This is a genomic window from Streptomyces sp. NPDC016677, from assembly GCF_055562815.1.
The window spans coordinates 154377-176650 of sequence record NZ_JBVHEO010000008.1 but is presented as its reverse complement, the minus strand read 5'-3'; the positions used below and the strand labels follow the sequence as shown (position 1 = coordinate 176650).

General features: G+C 71.7%; 18 protein-coding genes. 14 read left to right on the top strand and 4 right to left on the bottom strand.

Going from position 1 to position 22274, the window contains the following annotated elements:
• The first annotated feature begins 134 nt into the window (after positions 1–134).
• The 6 genes from ACZ3IG_RS22510 to mutM all read left to right on the top strand — a co-directional run bounded on the left by ACZ3IG_RS22510 (position 135) and on the right by mutM (position 5688).
• Entirely contained in the window at positions 135–779 is a 645-nt protein-coding gene (locus ACZ3IG_RS22510) for a YceD family protein (protein WP_467434232.1), read from the top strand.
• A 2-nt stretch (positions 780–781) separates the two neighbouring features.
• Positions 782–955: a 50S ribosomal protein L32 gene (rpmF, locus tag ACZ3IG_RS22505; RefSeq protein ID WP_003951102.1), complete on the top strand. Its 174-nt coding sequence runs from the start codon at positions 782–784 to the stop codon at positions 953–955.
• A gap of 19 nt (positions 956–974) precedes the next feature.
• Complete coding sequence (rnc, locus tag ACZ3IG_RS22500; protein ID WP_467434370.1) at positions 975–1775, top strand: ribonuclease III; 801 nt, start codon at positions 975–977, stop codon at positions 1773–1775.
• Between the two features lie 116 nt (positions 1776–1891).
• Positions 1892–2317 carry a hypothetical protein gene (locus ACZ3IG_RS22495; protein ID WP_467434231.1) on the top strand — a complete coding sequence of 142 codons (426 nt, stop codon included), beginning with the start codon at positions 1892–1894 and terminating at the stop codon, positions 2315–2317.
• A 22-nt stretch (positions 2318–2339) separates the two neighbouring features.
• A complete protein-coding gene (locus ACZ3IG_RS22490; protein WP_467434230.1) occupies positions 2340–4769 on the top strand; it encodes a tetratricopeptide repeat protein in 2430 nt (809 codons plus the stop codon).
• A 58-nt stretch (positions 4770–4827) separates the two neighbouring features.
• Positions 4828–5688, top strand: coding sequence for a bifunctional DNA-formamidopyrimidine glycosylase/DNA-(apurinic or apyrimidinic site) lyase (gene mutM / locus ACZ3IG_RS22485; protein WP_467434228.1), 861 nt, complete (start codon positions 4828–4830; stop codon positions 5686–5688).
• A gap of 1 nt (position 5689) precedes the next feature.
• Here mutM and ACZ3IG_RS22480 read toward each other — a convergent pair whose 3' ends face one another.
• Positions 5690–6094 carry a winged helix-turn-helix transcriptional regulator gene (locus ACZ3IG_RS22480; protein WP_467434226.1) on the bottom strand — a complete coding sequence of 135 codons (405 nt, stop codon included), beginning with the start codon at positions 6092–6094 and terminating at the stop codon, positions 5690–5692.
• 81 nt (positions 6095–6175) lie between these two features.
• Positions 6176–7327, bottom strand: coding sequence for a CAP domain-containing protein (locus ACZ3IG_RS22475; protein WP_467434225.1), 1152 nt, complete (start codon positions 7325–7327; stop codon positions 6176–6178).
• Positions 7328–7487: 160 nt separating this feature from the next.
• Here ACZ3IG_RS22475 and ACZ3IG_RS22470 point away from each other — a divergent pair, with 160 nt between their 5' ends.
• The 4 genes from ACZ3IG_RS22470 to ACZ3IG_RS22455 all read left to right on the top strand — a co-directional run bounded on the left by ACZ3IG_RS22470 (position 7488) and on the right by ACZ3IG_RS22455 (position 13788).
• Complete coding sequence (locus tag ACZ3IG_RS22470; protein WP_467434224.1) at positions 7488–7769, top strand: acylphosphatase; 282 nt, start codon at positions 7488–7490, stop codon at positions 7767–7769.
• A gap of 380 nt (positions 7770–8149) precedes the next feature.
• Positions 8150–8353 (top strand): hypothetical protein, encoded by a 204-nt coding sequence (locus ACZ3IG_RS22465; protein WP_030824772.1) that lies wholly within the window; start codon positions 8150–8152, stop codon positions 8351–8353.
• A 226-nt stretch (positions 8354–8579) separates the two neighbouring features.
• Complete coding sequence (gene smc, locus ACZ3IG_RS22460) at positions 8580–12134, top strand: chromosome segregation protein SMC (protein WP_467434222.1); 3555 nt, start codon at positions 8580–8582, stop codon at positions 12132–12134.
• Positions 12135–12369: 235 nt separating this feature from the next.
• Positions 12370–13788: a sugar porter family MFS transporter gene (locus ACZ3IG_RS22455; protein WP_467434221.1), complete on the top strand. Its 1419-nt coding sequence runs from the start codon at positions 12370–12372 to the stop codon at positions 13786–13788.
• 752 nt (positions 13789–14540) lie between these two features.
• On the opposite strand, the gene ACZ3IG_RS22450 is transcribed toward ACZ3IG_RS22455, so the two are convergent.
• A complete protein-coding gene (locus ACZ3IG_RS22450) occupies positions 14541–15992 on the bottom strand; it encodes a cytosine permease (protein WP_467434220.1) in 1452 nt (483 codons plus the stop codon).
• Between the two features lie 209 nt (positions 15993–16201).
• On the opposite strand from ACZ3IG_RS22450, the gene ftsY reads away from it, so the two are divergent.
• Complete coding sequence (ftsY, locus tag ACZ3IG_RS22445; RefSeq protein WP_467434218.1) at positions 16202–17410, top strand: signal recognition particle-docking protein FtsY; 1209 nt, start codon at positions 16202–16204, stop codon at positions 17408–17410.
• 140 nt (positions 17411–17550) lie between these two features.
• Here the strand turns inward: ftsY and ACZ3IG_RS22440 are convergent, their stop codons facing one another.
• On the bottom strand, positions 17551–18216 hold the full coding sequence (locus ACZ3IG_RS22440) for a bifunctional DNA primase/polymerase (RefSeq protein ID WP_467434217.1): 666 nt from the start codon (positions 18214–18216) through the stop codon (positions 17551–17553).
• Between the two features lie 447 nt (positions 18217–18663).
• On the opposite strand from ACZ3IG_RS22440, the gene nsdA reads away from it, so the two are divergent.
• From nsdA to ACZ3IG_RS22425, 3 genes are all read left to right on the top strand, one after another.
• Positions 18664–20166, top strand: a complete 1503-nt coding sequence (gene nsdA, locus ACZ3IG_RS22435; RefSeq protein WP_467434216.1) for a transcriptional repressor NsdA — start codon at positions 18664–18666, stop codon at positions 20164–20166.
• 412 nt (positions 20167–20578) lie between these two features.
• Positions 20579–21922: an ammonium transporter gene (locus tag ACZ3IG_RS22430; protein WP_467434214.1), complete on the top strand. Its 1344-nt coding sequence runs from the start codon at positions 20579–20581 to the stop codon at positions 21920–21922.
• Entirely contained in the window at positions 21919–22257 is a 339-nt protein-coding gene (locus ACZ3IG_RS22425; RefSeq protein ID WP_215164542.1) for a P-II family nitrogen regulator, read from the top strand. Before ACZ3IG_RS22430 ends, ACZ3IG_RS22425 begins: the two co-directional genes overlap by 4 nt.
• Positions 22258–22274: the final 17 nt, after the last annotated feature.

Below are 22274 nucleotides of genomic sequence, written 5' to 3'. Positions count from 1 at the left end.
CCACCGGATTGGGCCGTGAGGGAAAGGTCCAGTATCCTGGCTCTTCGGTCGTGTGTAACCACGCGATCCGCGCTGCCCGCAGCACCACGGGGCGGCGCCCCTCTCAGCACAAAGCTCCAGGACCGAAAGTTGGAATGGCTCTGAACGCCCGCCTCGACCACCGCAACCCCCTCGTGTTCGACACGCACGAGCTGGGACGGCGTCCTGGTGCGCTGCAGCGCCTGACCCGCACGGTCGACGCTCCCCGGGACCTCGGTATCAAGGGAGTCATCGGAGTGCCGGAAGGCGCCCCGGTGGAGCTGGAGCTCCGACTGGAGTCGGTCATGGAAGGGGTGCTCGTCACAGGCACCGCCCGTGCCGCGGCCGAGGGGGAGTGCGTAAGGTGTCTGGAGCCGGTCGAGCTGGAGCTCGAAGCGGACTTCCAGGAACTCTTCTCGTACCCTGACGCCGACGACCGGGGCCGCGTGATCGCGGAACCGGGCGACGACGCCGAGGACGACGAGGAGAGGTTCTTCCTCGAGGACGGCCTGTTCGACCTCGAACCGTTGCTGCGTGATGCGGTGGTGCTCGCACTGCCGATGCAGCCGGTGTGCCAGGAAGACTGCCCGGGACTGTGCGCCGAATGCGGCGTGCGCCTGGCGGACGACCCGGACCACCACCATGACGCCGTCGACATCCGTTGGGCGGCTTTGCAGGGACTCGCCGGTTCACTCGGAGACGGCGAGAAGGACGACATGAGCGGCGCCGAACCGGGCGTCGACGAGAAGCAGGAGAAGTAGCCGTGGCTGTTCCGAAGCGGAAGATGTCGCGCAGCAACACGCGCCACCGCCGGTCGCAGTGGAAGGCTGCGGTCCCCACCCTGGTTGCGTGCGAGCGCTGCCACGAGCCCAAGCAGCAGCACATCGCGTGCCCGTCGTGCGGCACCTACAACAAGCGCCAGGTCCTCGAGGTCTGAGCGGCTGGTGAGAGGCACTGTGTCCACGCCGAAGAAGAACTCTGCGGAGCACCAGGCCTCGTCCCACACGCTTCTGGAAGGGCGGCTCGGGTACAAGCTCGAGTCCGCCCTTCTGGTGCGCGCGCTGACCCACCGTTCCTACGCGTACGAGAACGGCGGTCTGCCGACGAACGAGCGGCTGGAGTTCCTCGGGGACTCCGTGCTCGGTCTCGTCGTCACCGACACGCTGTACCGCACCCACCCCGACCTGCCCGAAGGCCAGCTGGCCAAGTTGCGGGCCGCGGTGGTCAACTCGCGTGCGCTGGCGGAGGTCGGTCGCGGGCTGGAACTGGGCTCCTTCATCCGGCTCGGCCGCGGTGAAGAGGGCACGGGCGGCCGGGACAAGGCATCCATCCTCGCCGACACCCTCGAAGCGGTGATCGGCGCGGTCTACCTCGACCAGGGCCTGGACGCGGCGGCGGAGCTGGTGCACCGCCTGTTCGACCCCCTGATCGAGAAATCCTCCAACCTCGGCGCCGGCCTGGACTGGAAGACCAGTCTCCAGGAGCTGACCGCGACCGAAGGGCTCGGCGTCCCCGAGTACCTGGTCACGGAGACCGGCCCCGACCACGAGAAGACCTTCACTGCTGCCGCCCGCGTCGGAGGCGTCTCGTACGGCACCGGCACCGGCCGCAGCAAGAAGGAAGCGGAACAGCAGGCCGCCGAGTCCGCGTGGCGGTCCATCCGGGCCGCGGCGGACGAGCGAGCCGAGGCGGCGAAGGCGGCCAAGGCCACGGAGCCCGTCACGGAGAACGCCGACGTGTCGTCGGCGTCCGCCTGACCCGCATCACCCCGCTTTCCGGAAGAATGAGCGCACCCGAGCGCCCGCCCCAGGCAGGGGAGGGCGCTCGGCTCGTATGTCAGTCGCACCGGGAGGGGATCAGGATGTCGGGGGACATGGCACAGGTGGTCGGGGAGGTCGCCCCCTATGTCACCGCGGCGGTGGGTGCGTACGGAGTCGCCGTGCTGGCTCGCACCCAGGAGGAGGCGGCCACTGCGACCGTCGCCCTGGGGCGGCGGCTGGCGCAGCGGATCTTCGGGATCCGCGCGGAGGGCGAGGAACTGCCCGAGGCGCTGGCTGACATCGTCGAAGAACCGCATGACCAGGACACGGCGGCGGCCCTGCGCAGAGCCATCCGCAAGGCGCTCCTCGCCGACGAGGCGCTGGCCGCGGACGTCCGTGCCCTGGTTGGCCCGGCGTCCGGCACGGTACGCACCGGCGAAGGCTCGCAGGTCGTCGTGAACAGTGTCGTCGGCGGCGACAGCATCCAGATCGGGGCCGTCGGCGGTGACGTTCGCATCGGATCCGCCCACCGCCGCTGACTCGGGGACACGGGTGACACCGGTGGCAGGGAGAAATACGGTGGAGGGCTCGGCCGCGGGCCGGGACATCGTCCAGTTCGGGCACGTCGGCGGCTCGGTCTCCGTCCACGTCGCAGACGCCGGCCGCACGCCGCCGGCCGAGCCGTCACTCGTGCCCGTACGGCACGCCGATCCGCTGCGGCTCGGCGTGCACCGGGCCATCCGGGTGCCCGGCACGGACATGTCCGCCCTGCCGGCCTACGTCCCGCGTGACTTCGACGACCGCGAAGGTGACGGACTGCGTCCGCTGATCGCGGCGGCTGCCGAGCGCGGCGGCTTCGTCCTGCTGGTGGGCGGATCCTCGGTGGGCAAGACCCGTTCGCTGTACGAGGCAGTCCACGACGCGGTACCCGATTGGGCACTGTGGCAACCGGAGGCCGGAGGGCAGCTTCAGCGTCTCACCGGCCGACGGAAGGTGGTGATCTGGCTCGACGAGCTGCAGAACCATCTGGCCGGTGACCGGGGGCTGACCGCGGCGACGGTTCGTGCGCTGCTGGTGCCAGAGGTGCTGATCGTCGGCACCCTGTGGCCCCATTACTACGACGCGTGGAGCGCGCCCCACACCTCGATGAAGGAGAAGGACCGGTACAGCGTCGAGCGGGACGTGCTCAAACTCGCGGACATCGTTCATGTGGGTACGGGCTTCACGGCCACCGAGAGGGGGCGGGCGGCAGACCGGGCCCTGAGCGACGAGCGGCTGCGGGTCGCGCTTGAGTCCGAGGACTTCGGCATGACACAGGTCATCGCCGGCGCCCCCCAACTCGTCCACCGGTGGGAGCACGCCGGTCCTTACGAGCGGGCGCTGCTGACCGCTGCCGTGGACGCCACCCGGCTCGGAGCGCAGGCGCCGATCCCCGGGGAACTCCTGCGCTCCGCTGCCCCCGGCTACTGTTCCGGTGCCGAGCGGGCGGGCGCCCCGGAGGACTGGTTCGATGCCGCCCTGGCCCATGCCACCCAACCGCTGCTGGGCGCGACCGCCCCCCTCGTTCCCGTCAGCGCAGGACGTGCCATGGGCCGCCCCGACGGCTACCGGATGGCCGACTACCTGATCCAGCACACGGGCAGGGTCCAGGCAGAGATGCCGCCGCCCGAGACGTTCTGGGAAGCGTGCGCCGAGCACCTGACCGACCCCGGCGACCTCGCCCGGATCGGTGACGCCGCTGTCGCCCGCCTGCGCTACACCGCTGCGGTGCCGTTGCTGCGCACGGCGGTCGAGGCGGGTTCCGTCCCGGCGATGAGCCATTTGAGCACGCTGTACCGGACCATGGGCGATGAGGCCGCCGCGCAGACCATGGCCGACCGGCTGTCCGCCTCGGACGATCCGCAGGCGGATCTTCACCGGGTGCTTCTGGCGGGCTGGGACTTCGAGGAACTCGCCAGCCTGGCGGAAGCGGGCAACGAATACGCCGTCAGCCACATCATTGAGTACGGCAATCCGCGCTGGGCCAGGCACGTACTGACCGAGCACATGGACATCGACGACCTCGCAGCCTGGCACCGGATGGCGGAGTTGCTGCGCGACGAGGGCGAGGACGAGCGCGCGGCCGACATCCTGGACATGGTCTTCCGCCAGGACGACGAGCCCGACGGTGATCTGCTGATGTTCTACGCCGAAGTCCTCCGGGACACCGGCCGCGAGGAGCGGCTGCGCGAACTCGCCGCCGACGGGTACTTCTGGCCCGCCCACTCCTTGGCCGAACTACTGCATGAGCGGGGTGAGAAGGAGGAAGCCCTGGGCGTCCTCCGGGAGCTGGCGGGACAGGGGCACATGGACCTGGACGACCTCCTGGCCACCTTCCTCGCCGAAGGAGGCCACCTCGACGAACTGCTGGTCCGGGCGGCGGACGGTGACTGTCGCTCCGCCGTCAAGGCGGCCCGCATGTTGCACGATCGCGGTCGCACCGAACAGGCGGTGGCCGTGCTGACTCCGTACGCAGAAGACGGCGAGGTCTACGCGGCGTCCACCCTCGCAGGGTTGCAGGAGCGCACCGGAAGTATCGAAGATCTGCTCGATCGTGCGGAGAAGGGAGACAATCACGCCGCCGACGGCGTCATCCGGCACCTGCTGTCCGAGGGCCGGTGCGAGGAGGCCGTCGCCGTCGCCACCGCCCACGGCCGGCTTTCCTGGAGACACCGGGAGATCCTCGAGTGCCTCGAACTGCACGGAGCGGTCGATCTGGCCGTCTCGCTGCTGGAGCAACTCGTGAGATCCGGGGACGCCTACTACACCTACCGATTGGCGCAGCTGCTCAGGAGACACGGCCGAGAAGAAGCCCTTCGCGCCTGTGTCGATCGCGGAGATCCAGGCGCCGCCCGGGAGCTGCGCCAGTTGCTGAGCGAGCGCGGCAGGGCCGACGAGGCCGACGCACTGCTCACGCGTGGCCTCACCGCCGACGGCAGAACGGCCGGGTAGGGAGGGCTGGCCGACACTCCGCGTTACGCTTTCCCCATACGTCTGTCCGAGGAGCGCTGTGCCCGAGTTGCCCGAGGTCGAGGTCGTCCGGCGCGGCCTTCAGCGGTGGGTCGCCCACCGGACCGTCGCCGACGCCGAGGTCCTGCACCCTCGTGCCGTACGCCGTCACCTGGCCGGCGCCGACGACTTCGCCCAGCGTCTCAAGGGTCACCGCGTCGGCGTGCCCAGCCGCCGGGGCAAGTATCTGTGGCTGCCGCTGGAGGACAGCGGCCAGGCGGTCCTGGCCCACCTCGGCATGAGCGGCCAGCTGCTGGTCCAGCCGCACGAGGCCCCGGCCGAGAAACACCTGCGCGTCCGGGTCCGCTTCGCCGACGCCCTCGGTACCGAGCTGCGCTTCGTCGACCAGCGCACCTTCGGCGGCCTCTCGCTGCACGACACCTCGCCCGACGGCCTGCCCGACGTCATCGCGCACATCGCCCGCGACCCCCTCGACCCGCTCTTCGACGACGAGGCGTTCCACCGGGCGCTGCGCCGCAAGCGCACCACCATCAAACGGGCCCTGCTCGACCAGTCCCTGATCAGCGGCGTCGGCAACATCTACGCGGACGAGGCCCTGTGGCGCTCCCGCCTGCACTACGACCGCCCGACGGCGACCTTCACCAGGCCCCGCACCGCCGAACTCCTCGGCCATGTACGGGACGTCATGAACGCGGCCCTCGCCGTCGGCGGCACCAGCTTCGACAGCCTGTACGTCAACGTCAACGGGGAGTCCGGCTACTTCGACCGGTCACTGGACGCGTACGGCCGCGAGGGACTGCCCTGCGGCCGCTGCGCCACGCCGCTGCGCCGCCGGCCGTGGATGAACCGGTCCAGCTACTACTGCCCGAAGTGCCAGCGCCCGCCGCGCGTCACCCCCTAGGTCAGCGCTGGACGGCGCGCTCGGCGTCGTAGCGCTCGCGGGCGGCCAGCACCTCGTCCATGCTGCCTTCGAGGCACTCGATGAGGGCGACCAGCCGCCGGGCCGTCTCCCGGCCGAGCGGGGTCAGCTCGTAGTCGACGCGGGGCGGGTTGGTCGGCTGGGCCTCGCGGTGCACCAGGCCGTCGCGCTCCAGCGCGTGCAGCGTCTGGGAGAGCATCTTCTCGCTGACGCCGTCCACCCGGCGCCGCAGTTCGTTGAAGCGGAACGAGCCCTCGGACAGGGCCCCGAGCGTCAGCGCGCCCCAGCGCCCGGTGACATGCTCCAGCGTGTCGCGCGAGGGGCAGGCCCGGGAGAACACGTCGTACGGAAGGTCCCGCCCCTCCGTGCGCTCCTGCGTGGTCGACATACCTCCAGCGTACGGCAGCACAGCGCAGCCCGGCAGGCAGCGCCGACCGGCGGAAAGCTCCCCCCCAGGGGGCGCCGCCCGCTAGTAGCCGAAGTCCTGCGTCCACCAGGGGCCGCCGGAGGCGAAGTGCACGCCGACGCCCAGTGTCTTGAAGTCGCAGTTCAGGATGTTGGCCCGGTGGCCCTCGCTGTTCATCCAGGCGTCCATCACCGCCGCCGCGTCCGCCTGGCCGCGGGCTATGTTCTCGCCGCCGAGGTTGGTTATCCCGGCCGCCTCGGCCCGGTCCCACGGGGTGGCGCCGCTCGGGTCGGTGTGGTCGAAGAAGCCCTGCGCGGCCATGGCCTCGCTGAAGTCCTCCGCCAGTTCCGTGAGCGCGCTGCTGGCGGCCACCGGGGTGCAGCCGACCTTGGCCCGCTCCTCGTTGACGAGCCTGACCACCTCGGCCTCGGCGGCGGTCGCCCGGGAGACCGCGACGGACCGGTCGGCCGCGGCCTCCGACTCCCGCGGTTCATCCGTGGCCGTACGCGACGGGGCGGACTCCGTCTTCCCGCCCGCGGTCGCCGTCGGCTTCTCCGGCTCGGCGGTGGTCTTCTCGGGCGCGGGCGAGGCGGAGGCGGACGGTGCCTTCGAGGCGGAGGCGGAGGCGCTGGGGGAGGAGGGCGAGGCCGAGCCGCCGGTGCCGGACCCGGCGGACTCCTCGGCGCCGGCGACGCTGCCCGAGGTGCCGCCCTGCTCACTGGGCGTGCTGCCCGGCGAGTCCGCGGCCCGCACCCTGTCGCTGCCGCCGGGGCCCTGGCCGATCCGCAGGCCGTCCAGGCCGGGCACCGCTCCCGTGGTCACCGCGACCGCGCCGAGCGCGACGGCGGCCGAGACGCCGAGCAGTCCGGTACGGACCGGGACGGAACCCGTCTTCTTCCGGCGGCGCCGCGACCCCGCCCGCCGGCCACCGCCCGCCACTCCCTCGGGGCCTTCCGGAGTGCCGGAGCCCCCGGGCGGCAGACCGCCGGAGGAGAAGGCGTCCGTGGTGCCGGCCGGGTCGCCCGTGCCGAACAGATAGGCGTCGCTCCTGGCCCGGGCGTCGGTGTACGCCTCCGGGTTCAGGTAGGGGGCGGTCCCCCTCGTGGGAACGTCCCCCGGGCAGGAGGCCTGCGGGTCGTGGTCCCGTGCCCCGGAGCCGCCCGGCTGTGCGGCTCCCTCGGCGCGGCCGGCGGCGGAGCGTCGGTGGCGTCCCATGTACTGGCCTTCCTCGTCCTCGCGGTCGACTCGTCTCTTGATCAACACGAAACCCACACGATCGAGTGAGTTTCGTATGAGATTCATTGGGTCGGGACGGTACCGCATGGCCCTGGGGGAGGAAGTGCCCACAGGGGTATCGGCCCGTTAGGTTGCCTCCATGAGCGAGGATGTACGGCTGGTCGCCTGGGTACGCGGACACGTCCAGGGCGTGGGTTTCCGCTGGTTCACGCGGGCGCGGGCGCTGGAGCTGGGCGAGCTGAGTGGTTTTGCTCTCAATCTGGGCGACGGACGCGTCCAGGTGGTCGCGGAGGGGCCCAAGGACCGCTGCGAGGGGCTCCTCGACTGGCTGCGCGGCGCCGACACGCCCGGCCGCGTGGACGGTGTCACCGAGATCTGGGACACACCCCGCGGCGGCTACGACGGCTTCGCCATCCGCTGATCCCGGACCCTGCGCGGATCCGCGCAGGGCCGCCGGGCCCGCCCTCCGGGAGCCGTCCGGAACGGAAACGAGCAGGTGGTCGCCGACAACCGCTTGCCATAACCGGCTCCGCACGGCAGGATCGGCGCCACGCCCCGACGGGCCCGCAGGAGTCGCAGCGCCGCCGTTCCCCGGCCGCGCGCCCCGGGCCGCATGCCAAGACGGGGCGTGATCGTGTTGACCGTCAAACTTTTTGGTGAGACGCTGAAAGCCCCGCGCACCTTAGCTGTTTGGCATGGTTGAACGGCAGCGAAAACTCCAAAGTGCCAAGCACCGCGGGTGCGAATCCCTCACGACCCACACCGCATCGGTCGGTCACTCATTGTGGAGGACCATCCATCATGGCAAAGGCGCTTCTCGGTTACGTCGGCGGCTCCGACCCGCGACTCCTCGCCGAGATGCGACGGCTCCAGCAGCGCGTCCAGGACCTGGAATCCGAGCTCGTACGGATCCAGGCGGAGAAGGACGCGCTGGCGGCTGCCGCTTCTCACGACAGGATCATGGAGAGCGTTGACGCACACCAGGCGGAGCCTGCGCTGACCTGATCACTGCGACGCTCCACGCACAGCACCAGCAGTGGTCGGGCTGCCCGTACAGCCGCTCGGTTGCTCAGCATTGCAAGGGACGCTTCGGCGTCCCTTCTTCTTTGCCTCCCCCGCAAGGCCCCTCGGCTTCTTTAACGTCTGATGTGCCCTGCACGTTCAACGGTGAAACCGCAGGGGTCCAAGCGTTCATGGAGTGAGACCCCACCGGAAGGTAGAGTCCGGCGGCGTGCACCTGAAGGCCCTGACCCTGCGCGGGTTCAAGTCGTTCGCCTCGGCGACCACGCTCCGGTTCGAGCCGGGCATCACCTGCGTCGTCGGACCGAACGGCTCGGGCAAGTCCAACGTCGTGGACGCGCTCAGCTGGGTCATGGGCGAGCAGGGCGCCAAGTCGCTGCGCGGCGGCAAGATGGAGGACGTCATCTTCGCCGGCACCACCGGCCGCCCGCCTCTGGGCCGCGCCGAGGTCTCGCTGACCATCGACAACTCCGACGGGGCGCTGCCCATCGAGTACGCCGAGGTCACCATCACGCGGATCATGTTCCGCAACGGCGGCAGCGAGTACCAGATCAACGGCGAGACCTGTCGGCTGCTCGACATCCAGGAACTGCTCTCCGACTCCGGCATCGGCCGGGAGATGCACGTCATCGTCGGCCAGGGCCAGCTCGACTCCGTGCTGCACGCCGACCCCATGGGCCGCCGCGCCTTCATCGAGGAGGCGGCCGGCGTCCTCAAGCACCGCAAGCGCAAGGAGAAGGCGCTGCGGAAGCTGGAGGCGATGAAGGCCAACCTCGCCCGCGTCCAGGACCTCACCGACGAGCTGCGCCGCCAGCTCAAACCCCTGGGCCGGCAGGCGGCGGTCGCACGGCGGGCCGCCGTCATCCAGGCCGACCTGCGCGACGCCCGCCTCCGGCTCCTCGCCGACGACCTCGTACGGCTGCGGGAGGCGCTGGCGGCCGAGACCGCCGACGAGGCCGCCCTCAAGGAACGCAAGGAGGCCGCCGAGCGGGACCTGGGCCGGGCGCTGCGCCGCGAGGCGCTCCTGGAGGACGAGGTGCGCGGGCTCACCCCGCGGCTCCAGCGCGCCCAGCAGACCTGGTACGAGCTGTCCCAGCTGGCCGAACGGGTGCGCGGCACGGTCTCGCTGGCCGAGGCACGGGTGAAGAGCGCCACCTCCGCGCCCCCCGAGGAACGCCGGGGCCGCGACCCCGAGGACCTGGAGCGCGAGGCCGCCCGGGTCCGCGAGCAGGAGGCCGAGCTGGAGGCCGCCCTGGAAGCGGCCCGGCGCGCCCTGGAGGACACCGTCGCCCACCGCGCCGAACTCGAACGCGAGCTGGCCGAGGAGGAGCGCCGCCTCAAGGACGCCGCCCGTGCCATCGCCGACCGCCGCGAGGGACTCGCCCGGCTCAGCGGCCAGGTCGGCGCCGCCCGCTCCCGCGCCGCCGCCGCGCAGTCGGAGACAGAGCGCCTGACCGCCGCCCGCGACGAGTCCCAGGAGCGCGCCGTCGCCGCCCAGGAGGAGTACGAGACGCTGAAGGCCGAGGTCGACGGTCTCGACGCCGACGACCACGAACTCGCCGAGCGGCACGAGGCCGCGGGGCGGCGGCTCGCCGAGGCCGAGGCCGCCCTCACCGCCGCCCGGGAGGCGGCCACCGAGGCGGAACGCTCCCGGGCCGCCACCCAGGCCCGGCACGACGCCCTCGCCCTCGGCCTGCGCCGCAAGGACGGCACGGGCGCGCTGCTCGCCGCGCGGGACCGGCTGACCGGGCTGCTCGGCCCGGCCGCCGGACTGCTCACCGTCACGCCGGGCCACGAGGTCCCGCTCGCCGCGGCCTTCGGCGCCGCCGCCGACGCCCTCGCCGTGACCACCCCGTCCGCCGCCGCCGACGCCCTCCGCCTGCTGCGCAAGCAGGACGCCGGGCGGGCCGCGCTGCTGATCGGCGGCGCCGCCGGCGACGTACCGGACGAACCCCGCGGGGACGGGCCGCCGTACGCCGCCGACCTGGTGCGCGGGCCCGGTGAACTGATGCCCGCCGTACGGCGGCTGCTGCGCGGGATCGTCGTCGTGGGCACCCTGGAGGACGCCGAGGAACTGGTGTACGAGCGGCCGGAGCTGACCGCCGTGACCGCGGAGGGCGACCTGCTCGGCGCGCACCTCGCGCAGGGCGGCTCGGCCGGGGCGCCCAGCCTGATCGAAGTACAGGCGTCCGTCGACGAGGCCGCCGCCGAGCTGGCGGAGCTGGCCGTACGGTGCGAGGAACTGGCCGCGGCGAAGGAAGCCGCCGGGGAGCGGCGCCGGGAGTGCGCGGCGCTGGTGGAGGAGCTGGGGGAGCGGCGCCGGGCCGCCGACCGGGAGAAGTCGGCCGTCGCCCAGCGGCTCGGCCGGCTCGCCGGGCAGGCCCGGGGCGCCTCCGGTGAGGCCGAGCGGGCCGCCGCCGCGGCCGGCCGGGCGCGGGAGGCGCTGGACAAGGCGCTCATGGACGTCGAGGAACTGGCCGAGCGGCTCGCCGTGGCCGAGGAACTGCCGGCCGAGGAGGAACCGGACACCTCGCGGCGCGACCGGCTCGCCGCCGACGGGGCCAACGCCCGGCAGACCGAGATGGAGGCCCGCCTCCAGGCCCGTACGCACGAGGAACGGGTCAAGGGGCTGGCCGGACGCGCCGACTCGCTGGACCGCGCCGCCCGCGCCGAACGCGAGGCACGCGCGCGTGCCGAGCAGCGGCGGGCCCGGCTGCGCCACGAGGCGTCGGTCGCGGGGGCCGTCGCCTCGGGCGCCCGCCAGTTGCTGGCGCACGTCGAGGTCTCCCTCACCCGCGCCGACGCGGAGCGCACCGCCGCCGAGGCCGCCAAGGCCCGGCGGGAACAGGAGCTGGCCGCGGCCCGCACCGAGGGGCGTGACCTCAAGGCCGAGCTGGACAAGCTCACGGATTCAGTTCACCGGGGCGAGGTACTCGGCGCCGAGAAACGGCTGCGGATCGAGCAGCTGGAGACCAAGGCGCTGGAGGAGCTCGGTGTGGAACCGACGGCACTGGTGGACGAGTACGGCCCGCACCAGCCGGTGCCGCCCTCGCCCCCCGCCCAGGGCGAGGAACTCCCCGACGATCCCGACCACCCGCGCAACCGGCCCCGGCCGTACCGGCGGGACGAGCAGGAGAAGCGGCTGAAGGCCGCCGAGCGCGCCTACCAGCAGCTCGGCAAGGTCAATCCGCTGGCGCTGGAGGAGTTCGCGGCGCTGGAGGAGCGGCACCAGTTCCTCAGCGAGCAGCTGGAGGACCTGAAGAAGACCCGCGCCGATCTGCTCCAGGTGGTCAGGGAGGTCGACGAGCGCGTCGAGCAGGTCTTCGGCGAGGCGTTCCGGGACACCGCCCGTGAGTTCGAGGGCGTGTTCGGCCGGCTGTTCCCCGGCGGGGAGGGGCGGCTGGTGCTGACCGACCCCGGCAACATGCTCACCACGGGCGTGGACGTCGAGGCCCGGCCGCCGGGCAAGAAGGTCAAGCGGCTGTCGCTGCTGTCCGGTGGGGAGCGGTCGCTGACCGCGGTGGCGCTGCTGGTGTCGATCTTCAAGGCGCGGCCGAGTCCGTTCTACGTGATGGACGAGGTCGAGGCGGCGCTGGACGACACCAACCTGCAACGGCTGATCCGGATCATGCAGGAGCTGCAGGAGGCGTCGCAGCTGATCGTGATCACGCACCAGAAGCGGACCATGGAGGTCGCGGACGCGCTGTACGGCGTGTCCATGCAGGGCGACGGGGTGTCCAAGGTCATCAGCCAGCGACTGCGTTGACAGGTAGATCAACTTCAAGACTTGAACACAGAAGGATCACTCTTCCTAGGTGTATCTCGTACTCCTTCTGTGCTTCTCGCGCGCAAAACGTCTCGCAGCTCACACCTTTCACCCTATTGACTTCGAAACTTGAAGGCATAGTCTCTGCAACGTTGCTTTTACCTTCAGGAACCTTCAGGCGGTCCTCGAAGGGAGATCCACCCCGGCAGCGTTGCCGGTGGCCCGAGGAGTACACGTGACCAGCACTGCTGAGGCACCCAAGTCAGGAGCCAGAACGGCTCACCCCGATCATCTCGGGCACGTCATCTTCATCGCGGCGGCGGCCGCGATGGGCGGTTTCCTCTTCGGCTACGACAGTTCCGTGATCAACGGCGCCGTCGAGGCCATCCGGCACCGCTACGACGTCGGTTCCGCGCTGCTGGCCCAGGTCATCGCGATCGCGCTGATCGGCTGCGCCATCGGCGCCGCCACCGCCGGCCGCATCGCCGACCGCATCGGCCGTATCCGCTGCATGCAGATCGCCGCGATCCTGTTCACCGTCAGCGCCATCGGCTCGGCCCTGCCCTTCGCGCTGTGGGACCTGGCCATGTGGCGGGTCATCGGCGGCTTCGCCATCGGCATGGCCTCGGTGATCGGCCCCGCCTACATCGCCGAGGTCTCCCCGCCCGCCTACCGCGGCCGGCTCGGCTCCTTCCAGCAGGCCGCGATCGTCGTCGGCATCGCGGTGTCGCAGCTGGTCAACTGGGGTCTGCTGAACGCCGCCGGCGGCGACCAGCGCGGTGAGCTGATGGGCCTGGAGGCCTGGCAGGTCATGCTCGGCGTCATGGTCGTCCCGGCCGTCCTGTACGGCCTGCTGTCCTTCGCCATCCCCGAGTCCCCGCGCTTCCTGATCTCGGTCGGCAAGCACGACAAGGCCCGCCAGATCCTCGAAGAGGTCGAGGGCAAGAACGTCGACCTCGACGCCCGCGTCGCCGAGATCGAGACGGGCATGCACCGCGAGGAGAAGGCCAGCTTCAAGGAACTCCTCGGCGGCAGCTTCTTCTTCAAGCCGATCGTCTGGATCGGCATCGGACTCTCCGTCTTCCAGCAGTTCGTCGGCATCAACGTCGCGTTCTACTACTCCTCGACGCTGTGGCAGTCGGTCGGCGTCGACCCGACGGACTCCTTCTTCTACTCCTTCACGACGTCGATCATCAACATCGTCGGCACCGTGATCGCGATGATCTTCGTGGACCGCGTCGGCCGCAAGCCGCTCGCCATCATCGGCTCGGTCGGCATGGTCATCGGCCTGGCGCTGGAGGCCTGGGCGTTCTCCGCCCACCTGGTCGACGGCAAGCTCCCGGCCACCCAGGGCTGGGTCGCGCTGATCGCCGCCCACATGTTCGTGCTCTTCTTCGCCCTGTCGTGGGGCGTGGTCGTGTGGGTCTTCCTCGGCGAGATGTTCCCGAACCGGCTCCGTGCCGCCGCCCTCGGCGTCGCCGCCGCCGCGCAGTGGATCGCCAACTGGGCCATCACCGCGAGCTTCCCGTCGCTGGCCGAGTGGAACCTCTCCGGTACCTACGTGATCTACACGATCTTCGCCGCGCTCTCCATCCCGTTCGTCCTGAAGTTCGTCAAGGAGACGAAGGGCAAGGCGCTGGAGGAGATGGGCTGAGCCTCGCTCCGAGGCCCCTCGACTCGAGGAGCCGGGCCAAGTCCCCGCTGCCCCGCTCCTCGACACCCGTGAAAGACGTACTGCCCCGGTCCGCGCGTCGGACCGGGGCAGTACGTCTTCTGCCTCCTCGCCCGCCCGCGCGTCGTTCCCTCGACGTCACCGATCCGACGCGGGTACGGGAGGTGGCGGACGCCGCCCTCGCCGCCCTCGGCCGACCGACGTGGTGGTGGCCGACACCGGCTACGGACGCACCCCGGGGCTTCGCTCCGCCACGCGGGCCAGTGGGGTGTCGAGGGCTTCGCAGAGGCGCTCGCCGGTGAAGTCGCCCCCTTCGGTACCGGTGTGACGATCGCCGAGCCGGGTGGCGCGCGCACCTTCTCCGCGGGCAGCAGTCTGCGGCTGAGCGACCCGTCGCCCGCCCGCGAGGGCACCGCCGGCCGCGAGGGTGCGGGCCTTCCGGAACACCCCCGCCCCCCGTCCCGTTGCCCGGCGACCCGGCGAAGACCGCGGCGCGGGTCATCGAGAGCGCGGCCGTGGAGCCGGCCCCGCTGCGGCCGGTGCTCGGCGGCGGCTCCTGCCAGGCGGTCACGGCGGCGCTGCGCGACCGGCCGGCCCAAGCGGAGCCGCGGCGGGAGACGGCGGGGCGGACGGACGCCGACCAGCGGCCGGCCGACAGTGGCGCCCGCACCGGGCCCCGGCCGAGCCGGTCCGGGCCCCTCAGAACGGAACGCGAGCCGCCGGCTGTCCGCGCCTCACAGCGCCAGCGGCTGCGGCTCCCCGCCCCGCTCCGCCGGAACCGTCACCGCCGGCTTGGGCAGTACCACGTACAGCAGGGCGGAGACCACGATGGTGGCGACCCAGCCGAGCCCGTACTCGCCGACGACGTTGTTGCCGGCCAGCGGGCCGGTGAACCAGTCCGACGTGGTGAACATCAGGCCCGTCGCCAGACCCGTGGCCCACGCGGTCACCGCGGCGGGGGAGAAGCCGCCCCGGTACCAGTACGCGCTGGTGCGCCCCGTGTCGGCGAGGGCCGCGCCGTCGTACTCCCGCCGGCGCAGCATGTCCGCGCCGAAGACGCCGACCCACGCCGAGAAGGCGACCGCCAGCAGCGACAGGAACGCGGTGAAGGAGCCCAGGAAGCTGGTCGCCGCCAGCATCAGCACGCTGCCGAAGACCAGGGAGATCACCGCGTTCACCGAGACCGCCCAGTGACGCGGCACCTTGAAGCCGAGGGTCTGCGCGGTGAACCCCGCCGAGTACATCGACATGGCGTTGATCAGCAGCATGCCGATCAGCGCGATCAGCAGGTACGGCACCGCGATCCAGGTCGGCAGGATCTCCCCGAGGAAGGAGACCGGGTCGGCCGTCGAGGCCAGGTCCGGCGTGGAGACCGCCATGACCGCGCCCATCAGCACCATCGGGAGTACGACGATCCCGGCACCGCCGACCGTCACGCCCACGATCCCCTTCGCGGACGCGGTACGCGGCAGGTAGCGCGTGAAGTCCGGGGCGGACGGGATCCAGCTGACACCGCCCGCCGCGATCAGACCGATCCCCGTGATCATCGCGGCCACCGACCCGGCGGGCCGGCCGAAGACCGCCGACCAGTCGGTCTCCGCGACCAGATAGCCGAGCACCAGCACCGAGAAGGCGCCGAAGAGGTAGGCCGCGTACTTGTTGCACCGCTGCACGGCGTTGATGCCGAGCCCCGAGATCGCGAACGTGGCGATCACGAAGGCCAGCAGCGTCACCATGTCCAGCAGGGCGTTGGCCCGCACACCGAACAGGATGTCCAGCACCGTGAGCAGCGCGTACGCGCCGGTCACCGCGTTGATCGTCTCCCAGCCCCAGCGGGCCACCCAGATCAGCGCACCGGGCAGCAGATTGCCCCGCTGCCCGAACACCGCCCGGGACAGCGCCATCCCGGGCGCCCCGCCGCGCTTGCCGGCGATGCCGACCAGCCCGACCAGTCCGTACGAGACGACGGGCGCGCACACCGCGACGACCACCGCCTGCCAGAAGCCGAGCCGGTACGCCACGACCAGGCTCGCGCCCATCGTGAGCAGCAGCACGCTGATGTTGGCGCCGACCCAGGTCGGGAAGAGGCCGCGGACGCGGGCCGTGCGTTCGTGATCGGGCACCTGCTCGATGCCGCGGGTCTCCAGGCCGTGGGCGCCGTCGGTCGCGGCGGCGGTTTCGCTCATGTGGGGGTGTCCGTGCCTCAAGGGGCCCGTGCCTCGTGGGGGAGGGACGGGCGGCGGTCGGGTGATCTACGCGCGTCGCTGCGAGCCCCGCCATCGTACTTTGCTCCCATCACGCCCCACCAGTGACCTTTGTCCCTTGGAGGAAGTGCCAAGACGGGTGTGCCGCGGGGCCCTGACCGACAGGGGCCATGACTGATACTGGAGCCGTTATGGACATCGTCATCCTTGCTGTAGTCATCGCCGTGGTCGTGATCGGCGCGATCGGCGGGCTGGTCGTCGGCAGCCGCCGTAAGAAGCCGCTGCCGAAGCCACCGCCCGCCGCGCCCGACATCACCGCCCCTCCGGCCGAGCCGCACGTCGGCGAAGAGGCCGAGACACCGCGCGACGAAACGCGCCGGACGATAGAGGAGGTCGACCTCCCGAGCGGCAGCGGCGCCACCCTCGCCGAGCCGCCCTTCGTCGAAGAGCTCGAAGTACCTCAGCTGGAGGTCCCCGAGCCCACCGCCGGCCGGCTGGTCCGGCTCCGTTCCCGCCTCTCCCGTTCGCAGAGCGCGCTCGGCAAGGGCCTGCTCACGCTGCTCTCCCGCGAACACCTCGACGAGGACACCTGGGAGGAGATCGAGGACACGCTGCTCACCGCCGACGTCGGCGTGCAGCCCACCCAGGAACTGGTCGAGCGGCTGCGCGAGCGCGTCCGCGTCCTCGGCACCCGCACCCCCGAGGAACTGAGGGGGCTGCTGCGCGAGGAGCTGATCACCCTGGTCGGCCCCGGGATGGACCGCGCGGTCAAGACCGAGCCCCCCTCCGGCAAGCCCGGCATCGTGATGGTCGTCGGCGTCAACGGCACCGGCAAGACCACCACCACCGGCAAGCTCGCCCGGGTCCTGGTCGCCGACGGCCGCAGCGTCGTGCTGGGCGCCGCCGACACCTTCCGGGCCGCCGCCGCCGACCAGCTCCAGACCTGGGGCGAGCGGGTCGGTGCCCACACCGTGCGCGGCCCCGAGGGCGGCGACCCGGCCTCCGTCGCCTTCGACGCGGTCAAGGAGGGCAAGGAGATCGGCTCCGATGTCGTCCTCATCGACACGGCGGGCCGGCTGCACACCAAGACCGGCCTCATGGACGAGCTGGGCAAGGTCAAGCGGGTGGTGGAGAAGCACGCCCCGCTCGACGAGGTACTGCTCGTGCTCGACGCCACCACCGGCCAGAACGGTCTGATCCAGGCCCGGGTCTTCGCCGAGGTCGTCGACATCACCGGCATCGTGCTCACCAAGCTGGACGGCACGGCCAAGGGCGGCATCGTGGTCGCCGTCCAGCGCGAGCTGGGCGTGCCGGTCAAGCTGATCGGCCTGGGCGAGGGCCCGGACGACCTGGCGCCGTTCGAGCCGGAGGCGTTCGTGGACGCGCTGATCGGTGACTGAACCGGTTCCTCGGCCCGCACCGGAAGCGCCCGCCCCCTCGGGGGACGGGCGCTTCCGGGCGTACGGGCGCTTCCGGGCGTCAGGGGCCGGTACGGCCAGCACACCTGGTATGCCCGGTACGCCCCGGGCGACCGCCGCCGCTACCCCCGGGACCGATGCGCCACGTACGCCAGGGTCCCCAGCAGCAGCCGCGCCTCCGGTGGCCGGGTCGCCGAGTCCAGGGCCGGCGGGCGCAGCCACCGCACCGGGCCCCGGCCGCCGCGGTCGGAGGGCGGGGCGGTGATGTGCGCGCCCCGGCCGAGGCCGCGCAGATCGAGGGCGGAGGGCGCGTCCCAGCCCATCCGGTAGAGCAGCCCGGGCAGCTCGGCGGCGGCGCCGGGGGCGACGAAGAAGTGGGCGCGGCCCTGCGGGGTCGCCGTGACCGGGCCGACCGGCAGCCCCATGCGCTCCAGCCGGGTCAGCGCCCGGCAGCCCGCGGGCTCGGCCACCTCGATCACGTCGAACGTCCGGCCGACCGGCAGCATCACCGAGGCACCCGGGAACCGCGCCCACGCCTCGCTCACCTCGTCCAGCGTCGATCCGGCGGGCACCTCGGGCGCGAAGTCCAGCGGGTGCGCGCCCGGCGCCGGGCAGTCGGCGCGGCCGCAGGAGCAGGCGCCCCCGGCGGCCCGCGCCCCCGGCACCGCGTCCCACCCCCACAGGCCGGTGAACTCGGCCACGGCCGTGCACTCCGACGGGCGGCCGCGGCGCCGCGCGGCGGTCCGGAGGTCGCGAATCCCCCGACTGCTGCCGATCGTGAAGCCCATGCCCCCTCCAACGGGTTCGGCGCACCGATGGTTACGAAGTGGGTGCGCGCGGTGACTCTCTGTTCCCACCTCCCCAGTGCCGAGCGTTTCAGACGGCGCCTGGAAGCACCCCGGGTGGTGCACCCGGCGACGCACGCCCCTGTCGTGCTCCGTTGCACCCACTCCCGAGTGGCTGAAGTCAAGTGAATCGCGGGGTCCGCGCCGCGAGTTCATTCGAAGGGGTGGCGAATGGTGGCGTTTGCGGAAGCGCCCTGGCCGTACGCGTGATCGTGGAATTACTTTGTGTGCACGGCGTCTGGGGGGCACATGCGCACGTGGGTATGCCGGAGGCAACTCGGCTTTCCGTTCGAAGAGTGACAACCCTGGGACGGACGGTCCGAACACCGGCATCCTGATAGGGCTTGGCGCACTCGGCGACAGGTGGTCTTGAGGGATGGGGGCGTTCCAGTGAGCGGCAACGGTGGCGGCGGAACGAGCGCTGGGGACGCTGAACACCCCGGGCACGCCGACAAGCGTCCCAACGAGTTGCTCACCTCGTGGTTCGTGCGCAGCGGCTGGTCCAAGGGCGAGCTGGCCCGTCAGGTCAACCGCCAGGCCCGCCGGCTGGGCGCCAAACACATCTCCACCGACACCTCCCGCGTGCGCCGCTGGCTGGACGGCGAGAACCCCCGCGAGCCGATCCCGAAGATCCTCTCGGAGCTGTTCTCCGAGCGCTTCGGCGTCGTCGTCTCCGTCGAGGACCTGGGCCTGCGCACCGGCCGCCCGACACCCTCCGCGACCGGCGTCGACCTGCCCTGGACGGGCCCGCAGACCGTGGCCCTGCTCAGCGAGTTCTCGCGCAGCGACCTGATGCTGGCGCGGCGCGGCTTCCTCGGGACCTCGCTGGCCCTCTCCGCGGGCCCGTCCCTCATCGAACCCATGCAGCGCTGGCTCGTGCCCACGCCCCCGGCCACCTCGCCGGAGCCCGAGCCGGTGCCCGCCGGGCGCGCGCGGGGCCGGCTGTCCAAGCCCGAGCTGGACCTGCTGGAGACCACCACCGTGATGTTCCGGCGGTGGGACGCCCAGTGCGGCGGCGGCCTGCGCCGCAAGGCGGTCGTCGGCCAGCTGCACGAGGTGACCGACCTCCTCCAGGAACCCCAGCCGGAGGCCACCCGGGTCAAGCTGTTCAAGGTCGCCGCCGAGCTGGCCGAGCTGGCCGGCTGGATGTCGTACGACGTCGGGCTCCAGCCCACCGCGCAGAAGTACTTCGTGCTCGCGCTGCACGCCGCCAAGGAGGCGGGGGACCGGCCGCTCGGCTCCTACATCCTGTCCAGCATGAGCCGCCAGATGATCCACCTCGGCCGGCCCGACGACGCCCTGGAGCTGATCCACCTCGCCCAGTACGGCAGCCGGGACTGCGCGAGCCCGCGCACCCAGTCCATGCTGTATGCGATGGAGGCCCGCGCCTACGCCAACATGGGGCAGCCCGGACGCACCCAGCGGGCCGTGCGGATGGCCGAGGACATCTTCGCGGACGCCGACGAGTGGGACGAGCCGGACCCGGACTGGATCCGCTTCTTCTCCGCGGCCGAACTGCACGGCGAGAACAGCCACTCCTTCCGCGACCTCGCCTACGTCGCCGGCCGCAGCCCCGCCTACGCCTCACTGGCCGAACCCCTGATGAAGCGGGCCGTCAGCCTCTTCGCCGAGGACGACGAGCACCAGCGGTCCTACGCGCTCAACCTGATCGGCCTGGCCACCGTGCACCTGCTGCGCCGCGAGCCCGAGCAGGGCGCCGCCCTCGCCACCGACGCCATCGGGATCGCCAAGAAGGTCCGCTCCGAACGCGTCAACACCCGTATCCGCAAGACCGTCGACACGGCCGTACGCGACTTCGGCGATCTGGCCGACGTCGTCGACCTCACCGAACTGCTCGCCAGAGAACTCCCGGAGACCGCCGAGGCGGTCTGACCCCCCGCGAATCCCACGAACCCCGGCCGCGGCCGGCCCTCCCGAACTGCCCGACTCGGCTCCCCCCACGCCAGGTCACCGGAGGGCCGACCGCGGCCGGTCCGCGCAGGTTGCGCCACGATAACGATCGCCCGTACCGAGATCAGGCAGTTCATCGACGCGTAACACGCACGGTGTCTTCGTCACGGCGGCGAAACAACGAGGGGCGCCCAACGAAACCGCGCTGCGCCAGTCTCATGGCGCGTGGGGGCTGCTGATGGATCTCCGCGGCGTCGCGACGCCCGGCACGCACTCTCGCCGCACGCCGCTCCTTCTTCCGCGGATATCCATCAGAAGCCCCCTGACCGGCCCACCCCGCAGCCCGCTCAGGCTTCCGCCCGCACGGGGCCGTACCAACGACGAGGAGACGCCGATGGCACCAGCCATCACCCTTGCCGCAGAGGCGCCGACGCTCTCTGCCGCCAACACAGGGTTCATGCTCATCTGTTCCGCCCTGGTGATGCTCATGACCCCCGGCCTGGCCTTCTTCTACGGGGGCATGGTCCGGGTCAAGAGCACGCTGAACATGCTGATGATGAGCTTCATCAGCCTCGGCATCGTCACCGTCCTGTGGGTGCTGTACGGGTTCTCCATGGCGTTCGGCACGGACTCCGGCTCGGTCATCGGCTGGAACTCCGACTGGGTGGGCCTGAGCGACATCGGCCTGACCGAGCTGTGGGACGGCTACACCATCCCGGTCTTCGTCTTCCTGGTCTTCCAGCTGATGTTCGCCGTCCTCACCCCCGCCCTGATCAGCGGCGCCCTCGCGGACCGCGTGAAGTTCACGGCGTGGGCGCTGTTCATCGCCCTGTGGGCCACGATCGTGTACTTCCCGGTCGCCCACTGGGTCTGGGGCGCGGGCGGCTGGGCCTTCGAACTGGGCGTGATCGACTTCGCCGGCGGTACGGCCGTGCACATCAACGCCGGTGCCGCGGCGCTCGGCGTCATCCTCGTCATCGGCAAGCGGGTCGGCTTCAAGAAGGACCCGATGCGCCCGCACAACCTGCCGCTGGTCATGCTCGGCGCCGGTCTGCTGTGGTTCGGCTGGTTCGGCTTCAACGCCGGCTCCTGGCTCGGCAACGACGACGGCGTCGGCGCGCTGATGTTCGTCAACACCCAGGTCGCCACCGGCGCCGCCGTCCTCGGCTGGCTCGCCTACGAGAAGATCCGCCACGGCGCCTTCACCACGCTGGGCGCCGCCTCCGGCGCGGTCTCCGGCCTGGTCGCCATCACCCCGGCGGGCGGCGCGGTCTCCCCGCTCGGCGCGATCGCGGTCGGCGTCATCGCCGGTGTCCTGTGCGCCATGGCCGTCGGCCTCAAGTACAAGTTCGGCTACGACGACTCCCTCGACGTCGTCGGCGTCCACATGGTCGGCGGCATCCTCGGCTCCCTGCTCATCGGCTTCTTCGCCACCGGCAAGGGCCAGTCCGACGTCGCGGGCCTCTTCTACGGCGGCGGCCTCGACCAGTTCTGGAAGCAGTGCGCCGGTGTCTTCGGCGTCCTCGCCTACTCCCTGGTCGTCTCCGCGGTCCTCGCCTTCCTGCTGGACAAGACGATCGGCATGCGGGTATCGGAGGACGTCGAGGTGGCCGGCGTCGACCAGGCCGAGCACGCCGAGACCGCATACGACTTCAGCGGCGCCGGAGGCGGTGCCGCCCGCACGACGGCCGTACCCGCGTCCGTCGTCGGCGCCGAGAGCAAGAAGGTGGACGCATGAAGCTCATCACCGCCGTCGTCAAGCCGCACCGGCTCGACGAGATCAAGGAAGCCCTCCAGGCCTTCGGAGTACAGGGCCTGACCGTCACCGAGGCCAGCGGCTACGGCCGCCAGCGCGGCCACACCGAGGTCTACCGGGGCGCCGAGTACACCGTCGACCTGGTCCCCAAGATCCGCATCGAGGTGCTGGTCGAGGACGACGACGCCGAACAGCTCATCGAGGTCGTCGTCAAGGCCGCCCGCACCGGCAAGATCGGTGACGGCAAGGTCTGGGCGGTCCCCGTCGAGACGGCCGTCCGGGTCCGCACCGGTGAGCGCGGCCCGGACGCGCTCTGACACGACAGACGAACAGG